A 21,165-nucleotide genomic window follows, 5' to 3' on the forward strand; every position below is an offset into this window, starting at 1 on the left:
TAACCTACGCTCTAGCCATTCGCTCTAGACGCAGCTCCATTGCAGCTTTTGACACGCCAAACCGCGCGGCTAGGTTCTCAATGGTCGCTTCTGTTACGATCCCCTGATACTCTGACTTGAGCATGTCGTCCACTAAAGCGCTCGGCATTACGATGTCTGCCGCCAATCTGTTGGCCTCGAATTCGACCTGTTCAGGTGCGCCGGACCGATACAGAACGGTGTCCGTAATTCCTTCTGATGAAGTATCGATCAGGTTACGGTGAAGGAGATAGTGAGCAAGTTCATGTGCGATAGTGAATCTTTGTCTTTCGCGTGCTTCATTGCGGTTGACGCGAATAATATACTCGTCCCCTTCGCGTGCGACCTGACCTGATACGCCCGTGCGCATGCTGGAAACCTTGATCGCGCTCACCCCAAGTTCGCGCGCAAGCTCGCCCAATCGGACTGGAACCTGAGATAGATGGCGCTCAATGATCGAGCGCTTGTCCGGATCGATTCGAAGCAGTTCTCTGGATGCCATAAATAATTCCTAGCGTTCTTCGCCTTCGCCCCCCGGTGGGCCCCACTCTTGCTCTTGTTCTCTTTGTAAATAATACACTGATAATTGGGCTTCAACAATACTTTTTATCTTAATTTCAGATAGTGCTTCGGAGGCAATATCTTTTGCGGTTTGCTCTGATACTTCTTTCGCAGTACCTATGGCCGTAGATCTTGCTTCTGTTTTCAGACCAGAGAAAGTGTAGGCTCCAATAATGCCTATTGCGATCGCAAGAGCGGCAAGCACAACAGTCACTGCAGTGAGCATCACGCTAACAAAGCTTAAATAAACCGAAATATTCTGGGATGCATCCGATGATACGGTCTGCATCCCGCTTATTCGTTGCGGCAAGCCGAACGCAAAGAGGGCGTAGCAGGCAACTAAGCCTCCCGCGAAAGACCCAATGCCAATCACTACCTTCACAATTGCGGCCCAAATGAATGAGTGCCTAGGGTGATCATATGTTCTCGTTCCGTTCCCAGCAAGCACCGGCCATCGCATGGCTGCCTCAGATCTATGATTCGGCGATTGAATTGGATGCCCGGCTGCCAAAGCGCCAACGCCTTATCGGAAACCAGCGCAAGTGCAAAAAGAGCGAGGTCGGGCCCCATCGTCAATTGCTAGGTGACACCGGCTTGGGCGCGTATCTGGTAGACGAAGGGCTGCTGCAGAGAACGGTGTGGGCCAGAGAGGGGCAGTCTCGAACGGATGCCCCTGAAGGGCGGCTGCATCGAGCCGGACGGCCGCGCAGGGCTGCTGAAGAATAAACTGCGTGCTGATAAGCGGTGGTCAACTAGCTGCCGCCTCCCATTGCGCCTACGTTGACATAATCTCCTGATGACCGACGACCTGCCGGCCCTGAGGGGTCTTTGCCCCCGTCGCAACCATATCGCTGAGGGTCACCTGAAGGCAGCGGCTGCCTTTCTCGTCCGCAACATATGGGTCGGCCCGGAGCGCTGCTGTCGCCGGTGAATTTGAGAGGCGGCGCTCCCAGGCGGGCCAGTACATCCGTGGTCCCGCCTGGGGCGTCAGCGCCACACAGCGGTGCTGATGAGGAAGCGTCGGCCGCGCCCTGCTCCCGCGGGGCCGCCGACTGTCGGGGTTGTCTCGGGCACTCGCCGACTTGCCCGCGCCGGGGAAAGTGACCCGGCAGAACCTTGATTACGCGCCGAGCAGCTGCCCCTTCACGAAGGCCGTCGGCCGCTTCACCGCGAAGGCTAGGCGCTCCTCGCAGAGGACGGTCACGAGGTTGCGGATGAAGTCGTCCTCGTTCTCGGTCGAGATCATCACCGTGGCCGTAAGCCGGTCGTAGATCTGGGCACCCAGAGCGAAGGCGCCGACGAGGAACATGCCTTCCGGCATCTGCGTGGTGAGCGCACACGGCAGATCCCAGAGCCGGCGTGAGTCCGCGGGACCGAACGGCCCAGCCGAGAGATAGGCGCCGGTCGTATCCTTGATGGAGATCATCCGGTACCAATCGACCGGGTTGAGGACCATGCCGCTGGCAGGGAAGAGCGCCTTCTCTGACTGAGCCACCGCCTCGATGATGCGATCCAGCGGAGTTTCGGCCGCATTCGTGAACGGCGGGGCGAAGGCCTGGGCGTAGCCCATCAGGCCGCCGAGGTTCTGCCCGGTCCCGTTGCCGAACAGCAGCTGCGAGTCCTCCTGCTCGGCGAGCCCGTAGCGCAGCTCGGAGTCGATCATCGACTGCATGGCCGGAGCATCGTCCAGCATCTGCCGGGACGTCTTCGTGAAGTGAGCGATCGTGACGACCGGGCTCTGCACGAGCTCGTAGGTCATCTCGGATTTGGGCTTCAGCGCTCCCTCAGCGACCGACGCCGCGTTGTTCGTGCGAGCCGTCTGGCGGCTCCAGAAAACCATGTTACTGTTGGTCTGCCCCGGGGCCACCAGGTTGCGGATCGCAAGCCGCTTCTGCGGCAGGCCGACAGGCTCTGCGACACGGTAATCCGGGGCGATGAGGGCTCCGCCGCTCCCGACGGTCGAGAGGATGTTCTTCGTCTCGACCTCGATGCGGGCCTTGCCGCGCTGCTCGGCCGATCCGGCGAGAGCCTTGAACTGCTCGCTCTCGACCAGAGACTGGCCCCAGCTCTTTGTCTCGAGAACGCCACCACCGCCGCGACGGGAGCTCTTCTGCTCTACATCCGCAAGGCGGGCATTGGTCTCGTCCGCAAAGCGCTTCACCTCGCCGAACTTCTCGCGGACCAGCGTCCCGAGCTGCGTGATGTCGCTGATCGCGGCGTCGGGCGGAGCCAGGGCGACGCGGATGCCGCCGATCGAGCACGCGGCCAGGAAGCTGGAGTGAACCGCGCCAGTGGCGCGATGGGTGGTAGCGGTCATGGATGCCTCACGCCTCGGCACCGCTCAGGCGGGCCTGCGATGATCGGGGGTCCGTCCGGCACGTGCTGACACGTTCACCGAGACGAACGACAAAACGAGGACCCTGCGGTCCTACCAGTTCTGCCCTGCCACTCCCCCTCCCGAGGGCCGCGATAGGCGCCCATCCGATGGTGCGGACGCAGCGGTCACCCAAGCCTCATCCCGAGGCCAAGTGCGCGTTTCGAAGGTAGAAAAAACGATACCCTGAGTCAATCACCAATCGTCTTTTGATAGTCTCAATCAATGGGTTATTCTGGTCTGTCCACCGTCGTGCCGAGCAATCGCGGACGAGAGCTGTCTGGCCACGATAAGGATCTGCCGGATCGTTTCCTCCAAGCCATCCGCCTGAAGCTTGGCTGCCAGCGCTACGGTGAACGCCGCCTCGGCGACGGCCGCTGCATCGATGCCGTCGCCGGCCATGGCGTTGAGGGTGGCCTGCACTCGCTGGTGGTGCGGTAGGTCTATGAGATCTTCGTGCAGCATGCCGAGCTTCCTGAGCCGGAACTCCGCAGCTGCGGAGTAAGTGCGGAGTGCGGAGTAGAATTTCCGCAGGAAAGGACCATGGCAGTTGTAGCGATTGAACTCAGCCTAAGCCACTGTGAAAAAGGCAAAATCCGACATTGATTTGGAGGGAAAAGTGCGACGGGCCTGCAGTCCTACCTGCGGACTCCGCACTCCCGATAACACCCAGCAGGATTAATTCTGCGCATGCGATCCCATGCGGTAGCCAACCCTTGGATCCCCGAACTTCGGCCGCCCCCCCACCATCTGAGGCTTGCGGTCGGATTTCTGAGGCGCGTCCCAATCCGCCGACGTTCAGAGAATGACCTACGATGAAAATGCGTAAGGAGATAGGACGCCGACTTGAAATGCACAGAGGGCAAATCTTAAAAATCTGGCGGCCTATAATTTGGGTGCCATTCCAAGGTATTTTTATGTCTCGACAGCGTTCCAACGACTTGGTCGATTAAATGATACCCTTCAAAAGACTTGGTAGTTATGATTACATTCTCCCATGATAAAAGATGAGGGGCACTCATTGCCTGACGAGTATGCTCAATTGCGGCGATGTCGTCTTTCACGCGCACTTGAGACATAACAGTGTGACTTCCTCTTTTCCAGTCAAGCCTATAAGAAAATCCTACGTCCGCATCTATCTGTTCGAATTTTGAGCGAAAGTTATACGGTGAGTCATGCTCTGACAGACAAGTAAGACATCTATCCTCGTAAACAACATTTCCTTTGCAATCGGGACTTGTGCAATCAATCCGCTCGACTATTGTCTCTTCGTCACAGACGATGCAGTGAATTTTTGTGCACTCAGGCGTCTTTGAAGTCAGCTGCGCCAATGATGGCCATTCCTCTTGCCAATCTCTATTGGCATTATACCAGCAGTTAGGGCATACGTAAGCGCGGCGCTTGGAGTCATATGATAAGAAACGTTTTTTCTCGGAAGTATCTAAATAACCGAGTGCAGTTTCAATTTGACCCATCACGATATTTTGCTGAAAATCTTCCCCTATGCCATACGCGGCATACTTCCCTTCCTCTTCCATCTTAATCAACCGAAGCGGCCATTTGATATCCGAAAATAGGGTCTCTACAGCTAGAAGTATTGCTCGGATCAGAATTGATGGATTAAACGCCTGAGTAGAAATCGAGTGCATTAACTTATTTCTATCCCGCCGCACCCCGTCCCAAAAGATCCTAAATTCCTCGTTTAGTGGCTGTTCTGAGAATGTGTTATGGACCTTTATTAAATCTGCCGCGTCCAAAGTTCTAAAATCGCTGAATGGTACAGCATGAATATCCACTTTTGACGGCCAGTCTTTAGGGTCTCGAGCGATGAGAAGGTATGGGGAAATCGCTGCAATACGTCCTTTCAACGACATCTCCATCGCTTGCTGTACTAAGCCAAACGCATTGGCTAATATTGGTTGGGACTTCAACCAGTAGGCTGCCCCTGCCTCAGCAATCTCGTTTTCTTCTAGATGAAGTGCATTTCCCTGTGCTCGCTCATATTCCTGTGTAGTTTGCATGGCGATCTGCCAAGCCAGATAAATCTGGTTCAGACCAGCATCTTGGAATTCTACGGCTGTTGGAATTTCAGTGATCATGTCGATATACAATCCATCGCAGATTTGCGGTCATAATGGCCTTACGCACTTGGTTCCAGGGTCAGCCTTAGCTGAACGGTGTTAGACCCCGGCTCCTGCAGCCAGTTCAGTCCATCCGACGCAATCTTGCACTGGTTGCCAGATGAGTCTTATGGGAGGCTTCTTTCCCGGCCGGATAGGACAACGCAATTTTGCGTCGTGCTCCGGTTGGGGACCGGTCTGAGAGTTTCCGCCCGATCCGGCGAGAACTCGACTGGCAGAGAGGTTTGCATCCGATCCGGCTGAAACCCCGAGTCGGGTGAACCAACCGGTGAGCTCCCCCGATCTGGGGAGCGCAGATTGCCGGTCCCCAGATCGGGGGGGCGGGAATGCGGTCGCTAACCCACTGGAAAACATTGGCTGAAACTTCAGCCGATGTCGTGAGGCCTCAGTTTTGAGGGCTCTCATCGGCCTGTCCCCGTCATCAGGGCGAGCGTCGGCCGCTCCGCCGGATGCCGAATGCCGAACTCGGCCAGGACTACAGGCGGGACCTTCGTCCGCGGGTCGTCGGGCGGTTCGGTGCGCTGCCAGGGCCAGTGGCCGCCACGAGATTTCCAGGCCCGCACCCGTTCGCGCCAGACCTCGAGCGGGATCTCCGCTGCCAGCGACGGCTCGCCAGCCGTCTGGGGATAGTCCCGCCAGCGTCGTTGATGCAGCCAGGCGTCGGCGGTTTTCACAAATTCTGTGCCGGCTTTGCCGATCCGCTCCTGCTCGACGGCGTAGGCCTTGGCGCCAGCGATGATCTCGGCGGGCGTGGCTCCTCGTCGGCGAGCCTCGAGCCAGCGCTTCCGGGCGTAGGTCGTCGGGAACGCGACGTTGCGTTTCGGGTAGGCCGATTTGAACTCGGCGAAGCCTTCGGGATCCTCGTCCCCCGTGGGGACTATAGGGGATTCTTTAGCTTTAGCTTTAGCTGCTTTCGTTTCGCTTTCGTTTCCCTTTCCAATTGCGGAACCTAATGCCTCCTCCTGATCCTGTAATTCCAATGACTTCGGACGTCCGCCCAGCCTCCCAGCGGCGCGTTTCCGCTCGACTTTTTCGCTGACAAATTGATGCTCGCGAGCGACCTGATCGTTGCTCCAATTACCATTTTGGAGCGTCCAATTGGCCAGCACGATTGGCTTCAGAACGGCCCAGCGCTTCAGAGTGGTCCCGAGCATGCGGGCGAACCGGGCATCATCGTCCGGCAGGCAGCAGCCGGGCGAGCGCCACGCGAAGATCTGCAGGCGAAAGTAGGCGCCGGCCTCCTCGTTCGTCATGTGGGCCGTGTCGGCAATGTGCCTGTCTACGCCTACCGGCATGGTCGGGAGCGGGCTCATCGGCCAAGCTCCGCCAGGACGTTGCAGGCGACATCGCAGAAGCAGGTCAGTCGGATCGTCGGACCCGAGCGCTGCTTCAGGATCTCGATCTCCAGTTCGTTCTGGGAATCGAAGAGCCGAACCTCCTCCTCGTCGGTCCGATCGCCCTTGTGTTCGAGGTAATAGCTCTCGCGGTACAGCCCGAGCACGACATCCGCATCCTGCTCGATCGATCCCGATTCCCTCAGATCCGAGAGTTGGGGCCGCTTGTCCGGACGCTTCTCGACCTCGCGATTGAGCTGGCTCAGGCCGATCACCGGGATGCCGAGTTCCTTGGCGAGCCCCTTCAGGCCGGAGGAGATCTCGGTCATCTCCTGCACCCGGTTGCCGGAGTAGCGCTTCGAAGGCCGGATCAGGCCGATGTGATCGATGATCAGGCCCGCCAGCGGGATGCCCTGACGCTCGGCACGCAGGCGCATCTGCCGGGCCCGGGCGCCGATCTGCGAAAGCGTCAGCCCCGGCTGCTGCTCGATCCAGAGCGGGATGCCGGCGCAGGCCTCCTCGGCGCGATACAGGCGCTCCAGTGCCGCCTGCGACAGCCCCCGCGCCTCGGCAATCGCCCGATAGGTGATCGTCTCGTGCTCGCGCGGATCGTAGGCTGCGGCCGACAGCACCCGCTCCGACAGCTCAGCGGCGTTCATCTCCAGCGAGACGAAGCCGATGGCCCCGGACCGTCGCGCACCGGTCAGCGCGAAGTGAAGGGCCGCTGTCGTCTTGCCCATCCCCGGCCGGCCGGCGAGCACGATGAACTGGCCCTCCCGCATGCCAAGGGTGGCGTTGTCGAGCTTGGGTAAGCCGAAGGGGACACCGAGCGGGGCGTTGCCCTGACGCACCTGTTCGATCCGAGCGAGGACGCTGCTGACACCCTGGCCCAAGGTCACCCGGCGGGCATGCTCGGCCAGACCGGCAGTGGCCACCGCGTCGAGTTCTTCGATCATGCCGGTGGCGTAGGCCGCGGGGCTTCGGACCGAGCCGTCCGTCATCATGGCCACCGCGGCCTGTGCCGTCTCCAGCACCTTCCGCATCTGGGCTGCCTGGCTGATCGTTCGGGCGTAGTCCGCCGCACCCACCACCGTGATCGCCTCGGCGGCGAGCTTGGCGATGTAGGCGCCGACGGTGACGCCGCCGAGATCGGCGTTGCCGCAGACGGCCTTCATCAGCTTGATGTCGATCGCCTCGCCGGCATCCCTGCGCAGGCACATCGCCTCGAAGAGCTGGCGGTGCACATCCTCGTAGAAGTCCTCGGCCCGGACGTGATCACGAGCACGGTCCAGGGCCTCGGCATTCATCAGGATCGCGCCGAGCAACGCCTGCTCCGTCTCGAAGGCGTTGGGCGGCAGGACGGGGGCGGATGCGGACGGCGCCATCATCGCACGGCCTCCCGCTCGGCCGCCTGCAGTGCGAGGATCAGCTCCGGGAGCGTGGTCCGGTTCAGGCAGATGCCGGCCTTGGTCGGGTGCGGCTCACCACGGGCGCCGCGGGGCGTCGAGAACACCCGCATGTCGACGAGGGTGAAGCCGTCATGGACAGCGACGCTGATCCGGATCTCCTCCGAGTTGTTCTTGCGGACGGTGGCAATGGTGCGGAGGTCGCTCATGCGTGGCCTCCCTGGAGGAAGGCACGCACCTCGTCGGGTCGGTGAAAGAGGCCGGTCACGGTGCCGTCGCGATCGATCAGCGCGACGAGGCGCCTTGCCAGCGCGGGCCGCGGAGCGGTATTATTTGCGCTGAGGTTCTTCCCCAAGACCTTCCGTTCAGCGCCGTTGCGGGCCTTCACCCCCGCGACGGCGTTTTTCGTTTTGGGAGCTTTTGCCGGACCAAAGTCGGTCGGGTTTCCCGTTCTAACCCTTTGATATTGCATGGTCACCTTTCTCCATGTTCGGAGAAAAAGTGCAGTTATTTCAATAGGGCAGGGGGGACTCTGACTCCTCTAGTCGAGGTTCGAATCCTCGTCCCCCAGCCACTGTCAGAACTCAGCCTTTCAGATCATTGAGCGTCTCGCGCCGTCGCCCTGAGGCGTGAGTCCGCTGCTACACAGGTCGCCCACCCGGGCACCGAAGGAGCGGAGTGGGCACGATCCGGAATGTCGTCCCTGCGTGGGCGAATCCTCCATTTCCTGCGACGTGTGCCGACCGTCCTGCAACCGTATCTGCGACTCAGCGAACTGCTTCGTAGCCTCGCGATCTGCGACCCACGCACTGCCAAGCTCCGCGCATATCGGCTGTACTTGGCCTCGGAAAGCCTGCCTTGGCCTCGGAAAGCCTGTTCTCGGCTCCGAGACCCCGTTTCACGACTCGCCGTCTTGCGGCGTGAAGGTCCAAAAGGGCGGTGGTTCGGGCACGATCCTCACGGCTGCGAAGAGGGCGACCCATGGCCCGGAGCCGCGCTACGCGGGTCATGAAACGGAGTCTCGGACGAAAGAAATCGTTCTGCGTCTCAGATCCGAGTTTGCGATATGCCCGTGTCGGTTCCGGTCTGCTCGCGGTCAAGCGCCGTACGACCGCGTCGCGCGCCAGCCCGAGATGTCAAGACCGGAGAGCTTCGCGAACCGGGCGAGATCCGCAGCATAGAGCCCATGCAGATGGTCGTGGTCGTCGCTCGTCACAGGCGCGAGGGGCGGCACGGGTGGCGTCAGATGCTCAACGACGGGATCGAGCATCGGAAATGGAGCGATCCCCATGAATGCGGCGATCCGGTCCAGGACGGCTCGATGGCGGTGCAGAAGATCCTCGGAGGCCAGTGCCAAGACTTGTTGCGCTGGAAAATGCGACAGGACGCGGGCGAGTTGCCTTCCATAGAACCCCCGTTCGACGAAGCTTTTGTCACGCCAGGAACCGTGGCACGGATCGTCGGCGGGCAGGCGAGCCCGACCCTCCCGGATGCTGGCCGAAAACGACAGGTCCTCGGTCCCGCGGCGTACCTCCATACTCCAGTGGGAATAGGCTCGCTCGATCGGGTCTCGAAAGATGAGGATCAGCCGCGCTTCCGAATTGTAGGCCCTGATGCGATCGAGGGCGGGAGGCCAAAACACGTAGATCGGTGTCGCATCGAAGCGGATGCGACACCGAGCCTCGCCCTCGAAAGCCTCGTCGTGAAGGCGGTGGTGGCGAAGGCTCCAGTCGCGCGTCTCGTCGTCGAAGAGATGGAGCTCCTTGCGGCGCGGAGCTTGCAGGTCGCGATGGGCGGCGAGGTAGCGGAACAAGCTGGTCGTTCCACATTTCTGCACCCCAGCGACGAACATCCCGATCGTCATCGGGGCGCCGGCTCGGCCCGGTGCAGGCGTTCGAGTGCCGCCGCCAAGAGCCGACGCTCGCGCAGGGGATCGGGTGCTTTGACCGCGTCGTAGGGCGACGTCAGCCGCTGGAAGCAGAACTCGACGCTGAAAAGATCGGCCTGCCGCTCCGAGATGACGGCCAGTCGCTCGGCCAACGCATCGAGACGGGCCCCATCGATGCGGTCCTCGCACGACCTGCTCAGGACCGTGTGAATCTCCAGAAGCAGCGCGCCGAGCGGCGGGCTGAAGACGTCGTAGGCAGCCGTTCGGTGATGATGCAGCGCGGCCTCGAAGGGGGATTCGACCCACGCGAGATCGACGGCCCGCGTCCCGGCCACCATGAACTCGGCGAGGCGTCGCGCGGTCGGCCGCCAATCCGAAACCAGGGTCTCGTAGGAGACGACGATCCGCGGCAGATCCCGCGTGTGCCGCTCGACGTCGAGCAGGTGGTGGGCCCAGAGCACGCCGGCGTAATCGGCCGAAATCTGGTTGCGCGTGAACAGCGACGCCGCCACGTCGGCCGGAGCGCGCAACGACAGCACGACCTTCGGGTCGATTCCCATGCCCCCGAACAGGTCGCGGTAGAAGGGCACGAACCGACAGATGCGCGGATCCTTGAGGACGAACAGCCCGGCCGTCCCGAAGCTCCTGTCCAGCGCGGCCTGAAGGTGGCCGGTGAAGGTTCGAACTCGTTCGGCCCCCATCGCGGAGAGATCGAGCGGACGGGTATCGAGCCAGGCGCTGTCGGCCGCCGACAGCATCTGGTCGTGGAGACGCACGAGACCTGCCGGCTCCCAATACCCCCTCGGATTGTCGGGTGCGGGCGGGTTCGGATCCGTGGGCGGCGCCGCACCGAGCCGCGCGAGCAGGTCTGTCAGGACGGAGGTGCCGCTACGGTGCATACCGAGCACCAGCACGGCCGTGCGCCGCCCGGCGGCGTCTCGGTCCTCGACGGCAGACGGGATGGCGGATGCCGGCATGACGGTCGCCAAGTGCTTCTCCGGTGTCGTTCGCCTCCCGTCCGCGACGTTCCCACACCGAGACAGGCCACGACCGGCTACCGCAATGGGCGGCTTTGCGCTACCAGCACCGACGATCACCAGCCGCGAGCCGAGCGCGAGAGGGGGGGTTCCGCCTCCCTGCGAGCTGTCTCTGCGCCGCCGTATCTTGGTCCAGCAAAGCAAAAACACCACCCGGCATGAGCATCTCGGTCACTGATGGCCCCCGGCGCCGCGACGATTACGATCTGATCGTGCCGCATTTCGATGCAGGTCATTATCGAACCTACCAGACCGATTTGAGCGCATCCGGCGGCGACCCGGTTTTGCATTTCCTCATGCATGGCTGGCGTCAAGGTCTCAGCCCGAGCGCTGCCTTCGACACCAAATTTTATTTGGATCTGTATCCCAACCTTTTGGCCGAGAACGTCAATCCGCTCGTGCACTATCTTCGTCACGGCGCCTGGGCCGGATATCTTCCGCGCTCCAACCGGCTCGAGCAACGGTTCTACGAGCCCGGAGCCGTCATCCCGTCCTGGGCGTTCCTGCTCCCGACGGACTCGACGATGAGCGAGGTGCGCAGGCTGGTGGCCGGCCACTTCGACGAAACCGCCTATCGGGCTTTGTGTCCCGATCTCGATCCGACGGGGGGCGATGCCCTGTTGCATTACCTCCTGTGGGGTTGGCGGCAGGGCCTACGTCCCCAGGCGACCGACGGCTTCGACGATGCCTTCTACTGCGAGACCTATCCGGATGTCGCGGGCACCGACATCAGCCCGCTGCTGCACTATCTGCGCTGGGGCGCTTGGGCCGGTCGCTTGGCGCGCCGACGCCCGAAGGGGCGGGAGTTCCGTCCGGCGACTCCGGACACGCCCGGCTGGCTGCCCGTTCGTCCCAGCGACGAGCAGGTGGGCGAAGCGCGGGTGCTGACCGAAGGGCATTTCGACGAAGCGCACTACCTGTCGCAGGCGCCGGATCTGTCGCCCGCTGGCGGCGATGCCTTCCTGCACTTTCTGGTCTGGGGATGGCGCGAGGGCTTGAATCCCGGGCCGGGCTTCGACGTCGGGTTTTACCTGACCTCCTATCCGGAGGTGGCGGCGACGGACGTGAACCCGCTCCTGCATTACCTCCGCGACGGCGTTCACAGGGACATGCTGCCGCGCAAGTCGCTTATCCCGTGGCGCACGCAGCTCGATCAGGCGCGCTCCGGCCGGGAGCGTGCCGCCCGGATCGGACCGGTGCAGAATCCGACATCGATCAATGCCCGGGATCTCGCCCGGGCCTTGGTCGGCGCCGACGAGCCGGCCGGAGTGGCCGTGGTGCTCAGCCACGACGACTTCACACGCTCGCTCGGCGGCGTGAAGAACGTCATCGAGGACGAGTTCGCCGGCTTCCGCGCGGCGGGCTGGCGCCACCTGCACGTCTGGCCACTCCGGATCATTCCGATCCTGGCGGATCCGGCAGCGTCGGACGAAGCGATCGTGCAGCTCTTCATCGATGGCGAGCCGGCCGGAACGGCGTCCGTCGCGGACCTGCTGCAGGCCATCGCCGATTGCCGGACGGGCGGCCGGGTCGTGCAGGTGATCGTTCACCACCTTGCCGGCCACGCACCGGAGCATGTCCAGGCCCTCGTCGCGGCCGCCGGATCGGCACCGCCATTGGTCTGGCTGCACGATTACTTCACGCTCTGTACCAACTACGCTCTGATGAGGAACGACATCGCGTTCTGCCGGGCGCCGCCCGTCGATTCTCCCGCCTGCGCGATCTGCTGCTACGGCGAGGAGCGAGCCGATCACCTCAGGCGGATGCGGACCTTCTTCAGGGAAACCCTGCCGGTGGTGCTCGCCCCCTCGGAGACGGCGTTGGAGCTCTGGCGAGGTCAGGGGTTCGACCATGCCCGCGCCGTGGTGACGCCCCTGGCCCGGCTGGACCTGGACGCGCCCGTTCACGTCTTGCGCAACGCCCCGGGACCGGTGCCACGGCCGATCCGGGTCGCCTTTCTCGGGACCCGCATCTTCCTGAAGGGATGGGCGACCTTCCAAGCGCTCGTCGAGCGTCACGCCGCCGATGGGCGTTACGCGTTCTTCCAATTCGGGATGCCCGACGGACTTCCGTCGCCGGCCAATCTCCACGCCATCCCTGTCGCGGTGAAGGCCGAGGATCGTGACGCCATGGCCCGTGCGATCGAGGAGCACGAGATCGACGTCGTCGTCGTCTGGTCCCTGTGCCGGGAGACGTTCTCCTTCACGCTTCACGAGGCGCTGGCCGGCGGCGCCTTCGTGGTGGCCAGGAAGGCGGCGGGCAACGTCTGGCCGGCGCTCGCTGCCCACGCGCCCGAACAGGGCTGCGCGCTCGCGGACGAGGACGACCTGAAGGCGCTGTTCGCAGGCGAGCGGCTCGGCGAGTTGGTGGCGCGTCCGCGGGCGAAGGGCAGGTTGAAGCCGGGGCGAGGGGCGCTGGACTGGTTGGCGGCCAACGGGACGGTCCATGGCTGAGGTGCATTGCTTCACCAGCGCGACCTTCGCCTACCTCGATCGAGCGAGGGTCCTGGCCGAGACCCTGCGGCGCCATCATCCGGACTGGCACGTCACCCTCTGCCTGCCGGACGAGGAGCCCCCGGGCTTCGCCTTCGATCCGGCGAACGAGCCGTTCGACCGCATCGTGCGCCTACCCGAGTTGGGCATTCCCGATCTCGCCGCCTGGCGCTTCGGCCACGACGTGGTGGAATTATGCACCGCGGTGAAGGGCGCGATGCTCGCGCTCCTTCTGGAGGAAGGAGCAAGGAAGGTCGTCTACCTCGATCCCGACATCGCCCTGTTTTCCAGCCTGCGCCCGGTCGAGGCGCTACTCGAGCGCCACAGCGTCGTCCTGACGCCGCACCTGCTACGGCCGGAGGAGACGGAGCAAGGGGTGCTCGATAACGAGATCGGTGCCCTGAAGCACGGCATCTACAACCTGGGTTTCATCGCCGTCGCCGGCACCGGGGAGGGCCGCCGCTTCGCACGGTGGTGGCGCGCCCGGCTCCTCGCCTTCTGCCGCGACGACATCCCCGCCGGGCTGTTCACCGATCAGCGTTGGTGCGACCACGTTCCGGCCCTGTTCGACGGCGTCCACATCCTGCGCGACGAAGGCTTCAACGTCGCCTCCTGGAACGTCGCGCATCGGCGGATCGAGGTCGACCCCGACGGGACGATCCGCGCTGCCGGCCGGCCGCTGCGCTTCTTCCACTTCACGAAGCTCGGAACCGCCGGCCGGCTCATGCTGGAACGCAACGGAGGCGACCAGCCCGCCCTGTTCGAGTTGACGAAGTGGTACGAACGGCGACTCACCTGCAACGCGGTCGCGATGCTTCCCGAGGGTTGGTGGGCCTACGGCTCCTATGCAGACGGGACGCCGATCCCGATCACGCACCGGCGGCTCTACCGCGAGCGGCCCGACCTGAGGGCGCGCTTTCGCGACCCCTACGCGGCCGGGCCGCACGCGTTGGCGCAGTGGATGGGCGAGGCGTCCGGGACGTGAGCGCACCTCCCGCCCGGATCGCCATGCTCGCAAGCTGCGTCACGCGGGAGGCCTTGCTGACGGGAGGCCGTCCGCTCCGATCCTTGGCGGCGAACTACGCGCGCATCTCGCTGGCAAGCCTGACCGCCCCCTTCCCCGGCTGCCCCGGGATCGATCCCGGAATCGTCGAGCGGCTCGATCGGCCAGCGGCCGTGCGGCACTGGCTGAGGGCGGAACTCTGCAAGACGGTGCCGCACGCGCTCGCCGAAGCGCGGCCGGACGTGCTCCTGCTCGATCTCGCCGAAGAGCGCTTCGATCTCCTCGTGCTCCCGAGCGGCCTCATCCTCAACGCGAGTCTCGATCTCGTGGAAAGCGGGCTCCTGGAGACCCCGGCGCTGGCCGGTGCGCGCCGGGTCCCGCGCCTGTCGGCGGAAGCCTGGGACCTCTGGGAGGCGGGCCTGGCCCGCTTCGCGGCGCTCGCCACGTCGCTGCCCGCCTGCCGCATCGTGCTGCACCGCTTTCGCTGGGCGAGACGGGCGCAGGGCACGGCGGTCCTGCCGGCCGCGCTCGCGATCCTGCCCGGGCAGCCGATCGTCCGGGCTGCCGACCATGATGCCCTGCTCGGGCGGCTTCAGGACCGGTTCCTGGCGGTCTTTCCCGGGACCCAGGTGCTCGAGGCGCCGCCGGAGCTGTGCCTCGCGGACCCGGAGCACCGCTGGGGACTGAGCCCGCTCCACTTCGTTCCCGCCTATCATAGGGCCATCGCCGAAACCTGGCACAGCCTGGAAGGGACGCTGCCGTGACGATGGCTTCCACGACGGCCGAGGAAGGCCGGGCCGCGCTGATGCAGGCCGCCTGTGCGGTCATCGACGGAGCGATCGAACCAGCCGAGTCGGCGGCCACCCATCCAGTCTGGGGCCGTCGGGCCCGTGAAGTCGCGCGCTGCATCCTGGAGGAGGATCTCGACGGCTTCACCCGCTGGCCCGTCGTCATGCAGACGATGTTCGTGGGCGAGCAACCCGACACGCGGCGACAGCTCGACGCCCTCAAGAGCCTCCCCGACTGGCGTTTGCGATGGCGGCCGGCCCTGAAGGAGAGTGCGCTCGGGCGCCCGGCGGCCTCGAGCCTGCACCCGGCATCGAGCGCCAACCAGATCCGGCAGGCCTACCTGCTGGCCCGCTTCGAGGCCGCGATGGAGACCCGGATCGACGCCTTCGACCAGATCGTCGAATTCGGCGCCGGGTTCGGCGCCCTGTGCCTGCTCGCCCGCCGATTGGGGTTCGGCGGGCGCTACGTCCTTCTCGACATCGAGCCGATGCGTAGCCTGCAGCGCTGGTACCTGCGCAGCAACGGCATCGCGGTGACGGGGGACGGAACGCTGCCGGAGGCGGGCGCGGTGACGCTGCCGGTCTCGGAATTGCCCAAGCTGTTCCCGGAGACGGACCCGCGCACGGCCTTCCTCGCCCATTGCTCCCTCGGCGAGACGCCGATCCCGCTGCGGGACGAGATGCTCCACACGCTCAAGCGCGTCCAGACCGAGGCGATCTGGCTCGTCTACCAGCAGAATTTCGGAGTTCACAACAGCCATTACTTCGCTGGCGCCGCCAAAGATTTTCTGAATGTGTACGAGGTCGGAATTCGGCCGCTCGAGCCCGGTGCCGCTCCGGATTCCCCCACATACGGTCACGCCTGCCTCGCCCTGAAGCGCGTCCCCGGCCGCGCCTTCCGTCCCGGCATCAAAAACCTGCGCAGGCCTCCCTTCGAGACGCGCGATATGCGCCGCCTCGCGGTGGAGGAGGTGAGTGCCGTCGTGCGGCGAGCGGTCGACGCACGGACACCGCTGTCGCTCCTGCGCCTCGGCGACGGCGAGGGACGCGTGATCGGCTATCCGGACCACGTCCCGCCGCGGCTGCTCGCCGATATCTGGCGGGTCTGGTTCGGTCACGCCGGGTTTACGGACGAGGCGGTGGCGCGGCTTCGCCACGACCTGAAGATCGCCTGCCGGGAGGCGGACGTCGTGGGCATCCCCAAAGCGGAGCCGGACGTCGACTGCGAGTTCGGTCGCGTGGCCGCCCTGTTGCCGCGCGAGGATTTCATCACGCCCTCCACGCTGCTCTGCCACGCCGGGGTCCATTTCGGGCTCCAGCGGGCGGGCCTCTATCCCGCGCTGCTGGCGGGCCTGCCGTATGTCGGCGTCATCGGGCCGCGCGACCTCGGGCAGGTCCTGCCCGCCCTCTACGGCGTGCGCGGCGTCGCATGGCTGCCCGTGCCCCCGGAGATGGCCTATTCGGACCTGCCAGAGGCCGAGAAGGCCGCATTGGTCAGCGCCGACGCGCATCTCAACGAACGCTACCCGGAACTGATGGAACGCGAGATCCCCGACCTGCTGGCACGGGCTCCCGGCCTTTTGGTGCTCGTCGGCGCCGGCATCCTGGGCAAGATCTATTGCGGGCGCGTCAGGCAGCTCGGCGGCATCGCCATCGACGTCGGCAGCATGATGGATGTCTGGGCCGGCTTGAAGACCCGCGACAACCAGGATTTCGCCAATCTTCGCCCGGTCTTCGGGTGACATGCGGTCGGCTCGATCGACACGGCATCCGGTCGCCACGACCGAAGGCCACGGGTCAACGACCGTCCGGACCGTATCAGGTGAGGAACTGCCCCGAGGCTGTCGCGTAGCAATATCCGGCAAGGCCCGAACCGCCTTCGATACGTAGCCGGACGATCGCATTCGGAGGCGTCGTCGTGGGCAGGCTGAAGCGCCAGCCGACCGGCGCGCCCGGTCCGGAGCCGAGGGCCCGCGGCACCATCGCCGGGCGCAGCCCAGGGACGAGGCGAGCGTCGACAGCGACCGTGAGCCGCGCGATTCGATCGCCGGGCGCGGCGGCCCAGCCCGCGAAGGCCGTGTCCCCGTTCGCAAGGATCGTCGCGCTCTCGAAGCCGCCCATCGGCGGTAACCCGACCCGCAACGCCGTCACGTCCCGGTCCGGTCCGCCGACGAGGTAGAGATCGTCGCTTCCCCGAGGTGCGCTGGAGAGGCGCGCCCAAGTCGGCGGCGCCTCCGGACGTAGCCGACGCAGGGCCGCCTCCACCAGCATCGCGTTCTCCCGGCCGGAGGGAAGGCCGAAGGTCAGGATCCCACGCGGCGTGAGAAGCCCGTGCAGCGTCGCCAGCCGGGTGTCGAGCCACGCCTCAGCCGTCCAGGTGCCCGGAACGATCGGTCCGGCAACGATCAGATCGTGCTTTTGCCCCTCCGCAGGCGGCGGCCAGGGCACGTCGGTCGTCCCGAACAGGCGCGCCTGCCACGCGCGTGCGTCCGCCCGTTCGTCCGATACCGACAGCCGACCCTGCGGCAGCCATTGCGCCAGCGCCCGCGTCAGGCGCCCCCAGCCCGAGGCGACGTGCAGGACGGAGCCGACGGCCGCCATCCCGTCGAAGGCACCGTCGGCGACCTGCCGGCAGATCTCGGCCTCGCGGACCGCCGCCTCGGTGAACCGGACGAGGGCGAGGGAGCGGTCGTCGCCACAGGCCGGCAGCAGCGCCTTGAAGAAGGTCGCATCCTCCCGTGGGAGCGGCTTGCAGAACCGGGCTTCGTCGAGGTGGTGCAGGTGCAGCACATCCTCGATGAAGCCGCGGTGAGCCGGCCCCGCCATGTCGAAGCTCAAGGGCTGCGTCTGCACGGGCTGGCTGCCCAGCGGCGTGCGCAGGTCGACGAAGACGGGGTTCTCGCGCGTCTTGAGGCCGGCCCACAGGTCCATCATGCTGCCGAGGTCGATCGCGACGCCGCCCAATACCTTGACGCGGGCACAATAGAGCTTGCCCGGCAGGCCGGCCCCGACCAATACGACGAGGCCGGGGTATCGCCGCATCAGGCGGGGAATGCCGTCGTCGAGAAGTTCGGGCAGGCGGGTCGTCAGATGCGCGTCGCGGCGCGCAAGTGTTGCGGCCTCGGCGTCCGGCAGATCGGCAAAGCGCATCTCCGGGGGCGTGGGAAGCCAATGGACCCGGCCGATGCCGAAGCGGTCGGGCAGAACGCGCGTCAGGTCGCGCGGCCCGATCACGCCGACCTCGGGCAGACCGGCGAGCAGGCCGGCATACCATCCGTGCCGTTCGAACCACAGGTGAAAGCCCGCATGGCACAATGCCGTGCCTGGCCTGATCGAGCCCTCCCGCGCCAGAAGCGCCGCGACGCGCCCGAACTCGGAGCCGAGATACGGTTCCGCCTGCGGGACGCCGATCACGTCGGCCGCACGGCACGCCTCGCGCAGGGCCTCCCTCAGGGCAGCGACCTGTGCCTCCCTGTAGGCGGTGTGGCCGAACCAGGTGCGCCAGATATCGGCGAGCAAGGGCGACGGCACATGCTCCGGATAGCCCATGACCCGGCCCTCCCCGTCACCGAGCCGGATGATCGAGAAAGGCACTCCGGCCGAGACCGCCGCGGACAACCGTGTGCGCAGGGCGTCGAGGGAGAGACGATCGTCCATGCCGAACCACCGCGATCGTCGCGCCGTGCCCCGATCGGCAGCCCGGCTCCAGCGCGATCCTTAGCGGCGACACCGCGTCCATCCAAGGCCAGCGGTCGTCGACGTCGACGCTCTTGCCGTTCGATCGCGGGCTCGCCTCGCGCGGAATGTGGGCTTCGTCCCGGGCCCCCCGGAGCCGGGCGCGGACTTCGTCGCCGTCGATTTCCCGCAAGCCAACCGGCTGACCGTGCCCATCCCGGCGGCGGTGGCAGGGCACGAGGCGACGATGATCTCCGGCCGAACTCGCGCGGCGGTGAGGCAAGCAACCGATTGAGCTTAGCGGACTTGCGAGAAGTCTCGATGATATCGTTAGAGAATATCAACAATACGCCAGCACTGCCGGATAGACCGTCCTTCCGTCTTCGTCGGCCGCGACCTCCGGCAGGCGCTTCTTGGCTTCGAGCCCTACGGCCTGGTCCTGCGGCTCACACCACGAAGAGGTCGAGGTGCGTGAGGGCGGCCTTGGTGTCGATGGTGGCGAACCGCACCGCGGCCGAGGCCAGGCCGCTGCCGTCGGCGTCGTAGGACAGGGCCCCCGTCGCCTTGTCGTAGAGGATGCGGTCGCCGGCATCGGCCGATCCGGTGGAGAGGTCCTTGAAGGCCGCCTCGGCCAGGGCACCGGCTCCAAGCACAGTGAACACGCTGCGCGCGAGGTGCACCGTGTCGTCGATGACCGAGAAGTCCGTGATCCGGTCGAGGTTGCTCGGGCCCAGCGCCGTCCTGAACACGAAGCTGTCCGCCCCGGCACCGCCGGTCAGGAGGTTGGAACCGCCGTTGCCGGTGATCACGTTGGCGAGGGCGTTGCCGGTCCCAGTGAGGTCGCCGGTCCCGGTCAGGGTGAGGTTTTCCAGGTCCGCGCCGCCGAGCCCGTACGACACCGAGGCGGAGACGAGGTCGGTGCCGACGGCGCCGCCGACCTCCACGACTTTGTCGCCGATATCGTCGACGTAATAGGTGTCCGAGCCTGCCCCGCCGATCATGGTGTCGGCCCCGCCGAGCCCGTTGAGGACGTTGGCGCCGCCGTTGCCGGTGATCACGTTGGCGAGCGAGTTGCCGGTGCCGGCGAGGTTGCCCCCGCCGGTCAGGATCAGGTTCTCCAGGTCCGCGCCGCCGAGCCCGTACGACACCGAGGCGGAGACGAGGTCGGTGCCGATGGTGCCGCCGACCTCCACGACTTTGTCGCCGATATTGTCGACGTAATAAGTGTCGGACCCGGCCCCGCCGATCATGGTGTCGGCCCCGCCGAGCCCGTTGAGGACGTTGGCGCCGCCGTTGCCGGTGATCGCGTTGGCCAGCGAGTTGCCGGTCCCATCGAGGTTGCCGGTGCCGGTGAGAATCAGGGCCTCCAGATCCGCGCCGCCGAGCCCGTACGACACCGAGGCGTAGACGAGGTCGGTGCCGATGGCGCCACCGATCTCCACGACTTTGTCGCCGGCGTTGTCGACGTAGTAGGTGTCGGACCCCACCCCGCCGGACATCGTGTCGGCCCCGCCGAGCCCGTTGAGGACGTTGGCGCCGCCGTTGCCGGTGATCGCGTTGGCGAGCGAGTTGCCGGTCCCGGTGAGGTTGCCGGTGCCGGTGAGGATCAGGGTCTCCAGCTCGGAGCCGGACAGGGAGTAGGACACCGAAGCGTAGACGCGGTCGACGCCGGCGGCGGCGTTGGCCTCGATCGCACGGTCGCCGGTGTCGTCGACGTAGTAGGTGTCCGAGCCCGCCCCGCCGATCATCGTATCGGCCCCGCCGAGCCCGTTGAGGACGTTGGCGCCGGCATTGCCCTGGACGGTCTGGGCCAGTTCGTTGCCGGTGAGGTTGATCGCCGTCGTGGCGGTCGCGTCGATCGTGGCGAGGATCTCGATCGATTGTGCGATGGCCAGGGCGTAGCTGGCGGTGGCCAGGACCCGGTCGTTGCCGGCGTTGGCCGCCTCGACGACCCGGTCGCCGGCGGCATCGACGACGTAGGTGTCGTTGCCGCCGAGCCCCGTGAGCGTGTCGTTGCCGGCGCCGCCGTCGAGGACGTTGGCGCCGGCATTGCCGCGCAACGCATTCGCCGCGGCGTTGCCGGTCAGGGCGATGGCGCCTGTGCCGAGGTCGTTCGTGGTCGCCAGGGTTTCGATGGCCTGCCCGGCGCCGAGCGCGTAGCTGACGCCGGCGCGCACGGTGTCGCTACCGCCGTCCGCCGCCTCGACGACCTGATCGGCGGCATTGTCGACGAGGTAGAGGTCGTCGCCGCCCTTGCCCGTCATGACGTCGGCGCCGGCACGGCCGTCGATGACGTCGTTGCCGTCTCCGGTGACGACGGAGTCGCCACGTGCGGTGAGGGTGAGGTTAAAGTGCTCGACGCCCGCGAAGGCGGCGCCGTAGTTGGAGTTGTAGATGTTGAAAGCCCCGCCGTAGCCCGCCGCGAGCGAACCGCCGCTCGCCACGCCG

Annotated in this window: 18 protein-coding genes; 5 read left to right on the forward strand and 13 right to left on the reverse strand. The window is 65.2% G+C overall.

Features of this window, described 5'->3' with window-relative positions; genetic code table 11:
* Positions 1-4 precede the first annotated feature (4 nt).
* The 9 genes from ASG40_RS20315 to ASG40_RS06435 form a co-directional block, all read right to left on the reverse strand.
* Entirely contained in the window at positions 5-520 is a 516-nt protein-coding gene (locus ASG40_RS20315; protein ID WP_082523933.1) for an ImmA/IrrE family metallo-endopeptidase, read from the reverse strand.
* 9 nt (positions 521-529) lie between these two features.
* Positions 530-868 (reverse strand): hypothetical protein, encoded by a 339-nt coding sequence (locus ASG40_RS21065; protein WP_156387594.1) that lies wholly within the window; start codon positions 866-868, stop codon positions 530-532.
* An 831-nt stretch (positions 869-1,699) separates the two neighbouring features.
* Positions 1,700-2,896, reverse strand: a complete 1,197-nt coding sequence (locus tag ASG40_RS06415) for a phage major capsid protein (RefSeq protein ID WP_055882631.1) — start codon at positions 2,894-2,896, stop codon at positions 1,700-1,702.
* A 279-nt stretch (positions 2,897-3,175) separates the two neighbouring features.
* Positions 3,176-3,418: a hypothetical protein gene (locus tag ASG40_RS06420; protein ID WP_055882634.1), complete on the reverse strand. Its 243-nt coding sequence runs from the start codon at positions 3,416-3,418 to the stop codon at positions 3,176-3,178.
* Positions 3,419-3,822: 404 nt separating this feature from the next.
* Entirely contained in the window at positions 3,823-5,052 is a 1,230-nt protein-coding gene (locus ASG40_RS21070) for a hypothetical protein (RefSeq protein ID WP_156387596.1), read from the reverse strand.
* 443 nt (positions 5,053-5,495) lie between these two features.
* Positions 5,496-6,407: a DUF1376 domain-containing protein gene (locus tag ASG40_RS20320; RefSeq protein WP_082523934.1), complete on the reverse strand. Its 912-nt coding sequence runs from the start codon at positions 6,405-6,407 to the stop codon at positions 5,496-5,498.
* Positions 6,404-7,816, reverse strand: coding sequence for a replicative DNA helicase (locus ASG40_RS06425; RefSeq protein WP_082523935.1), 1,413 nt, complete (start codon positions 7,814-7,816; stop codon positions 6,404-6,406). The genes ASG40_RS20320 and ASG40_RS06425 overlap by 4 nt, the downstream gene beginning before the upstream one ends.
* Positions 7,813-8,043, reverse strand: a complete 231-nt coding sequence (locus ASG40_RS06430) for a transcriptional coactivator p15/PC4 family protein (RefSeq protein ID WP_055882640.1) — start codon at positions 8,041-8,043, stop codon at positions 7,813-7,815. The genes ASG40_RS06425 and ASG40_RS06430 overlap by 4 nt, the downstream gene beginning before the upstream one ends.
* Positions 8,040-8,312: a hypothetical protein gene (locus ASG40_RS06435; protein WP_156387597.1), complete on the reverse strand. Its 273-nt coding sequence runs from the start codon at positions 8,310-8,312 to the stop codon at positions 8,040-8,042. Before ASG40_RS06435 ends, ASG40_RS06430 begins: the two co-directional genes overlap by 4 nt.
* A gap of 216 nt (positions 8,313-8,528) precedes the next feature.
* On the opposite strand from ASG40_RS06435, the gene ASG40_RS22505 reads away from it, so the two are divergent.
* The gene (locus ASG40_RS22505; RefSeq protein WP_443136588.1) at positions 8,529-8,846 is read left to right on the forward strand and encodes a DUF6538 domain-containing protein; all 318 of its coding nucleotides are present in this window, start codon (positions 8,529-8,531) and stop codon (positions 8,844-8,846) included.
* Positions 8,847-8,930: 84 nt separating this feature from the next.
* On the opposite strand, the gene ASG40_RS06440 is transcribed toward ASG40_RS22505, so the two are convergent.
* Positions 8,931-9,698, reverse strand: coding sequence for a sulfotransferase domain-containing protein (locus ASG40_RS06440; RefSeq protein ID WP_055882648.1), 768 nt, complete (start codon positions 9,696-9,698; stop codon positions 8,931-8,933).
* Positions 9,695-10,711 (reverse strand): sulfotransferase family protein, encoded by a 1,017-nt coding sequence (locus tag ASG40_RS06445; protein ID WP_055882651.1) that lies wholly within the window; start codon positions 10,709-10,711, stop codon positions 9,695-9,697. Before ASG40_RS06445 ends, ASG40_RS06440 begins: the two co-directional genes overlap by 4 nt.
* Before the next feature lie 206 nt (positions 10,712-10,917).
* Between ASG40_RS06445 and ASG40_RS06450 the strand changes: the two genes are divergently transcribed.
* The 4 genes from ASG40_RS06450 to ASG40_RS06465 are packed head-to-tail and all read left to right on the forward strand — an operon-like array spanning position 10,918 to position 16,784.
* On the forward strand, positions 10,918-13,212 hold the full coding sequence (locus ASG40_RS06450) for a hypothetical protein (protein ID WP_055882654.1): 2,295 nt from the start codon (positions 10,918-10,920) through the stop codon (positions 13,210-13,212).
* Complete coding sequence (locus tag ASG40_RS06455) at positions 13,205-14,236, forward strand: hypothetical protein (protein ID WP_055882657.1); 1,032 nt, start codon at positions 13,205-13,207, stop codon at positions 14,234-14,236. Before ASG40_RS06450 ends, ASG40_RS06455 begins: the two co-directional genes overlap by 8 nt.
* Positions 14,233-15,018, forward strand: coding sequence for a DUF6270 domain-containing protein (locus ASG40_RS06460; RefSeq protein WP_156387598.1), 786 nt, complete (start codon positions 14,233-14,235; stop codon positions 15,016-15,018). Before ASG40_RS06455 ends, ASG40_RS06460 begins: the two co-directional genes overlap by 4 nt.
* 2 nt (positions 15,019-15,020) lie before the next feature.
* Positions 15,021-16,784, forward strand: coding sequence for a GT-D fold domain-containing protein (locus ASG40_RS06465; protein ID WP_055882665.1), 1,764 nt, complete (start codon positions 15,021-15,023; stop codon positions 16,782-16,784).
* Positions 16,785-16,860: 76 nt separating this feature from the next.
* Here ASG40_RS06465 and ASG40_RS06470 read toward each other — a convergent pair whose 3' ends face one another.
* Together ASG40_RS06470 and ASG40_RS06475 are read right to left on the reverse strand one after the other, a co-directional pair.
* Positions 16,861-18,699 (reverse strand): GT-D fold domain-containing protein, encoded by a 1,839-nt coding sequence (locus ASG40_RS06470; RefSeq protein ID WP_055882668.1) that lies wholly within the window; start codon positions 18,697-18,699, stop codon positions 16,861-16,863.
* Between the two features lie 464 nt (positions 18,700-19,163).
* Positions 19,164-21,165: beta strand repeat-containing protein (locus tag ASG40_RS06475; protein WP_162243296.1), on the reverse strand; the 2,002-nt coding region annotated here is incomplete at its 5' end.

The organism is Methylobacterium sp. Leaf399 (genome assembly GCF_001424525.1).
Lineage (GTDB): Bacteria > Pseudomonadota > Alphaproteobacteria > Rhizobiales > Beijerinckiaceae > Methylobacterium.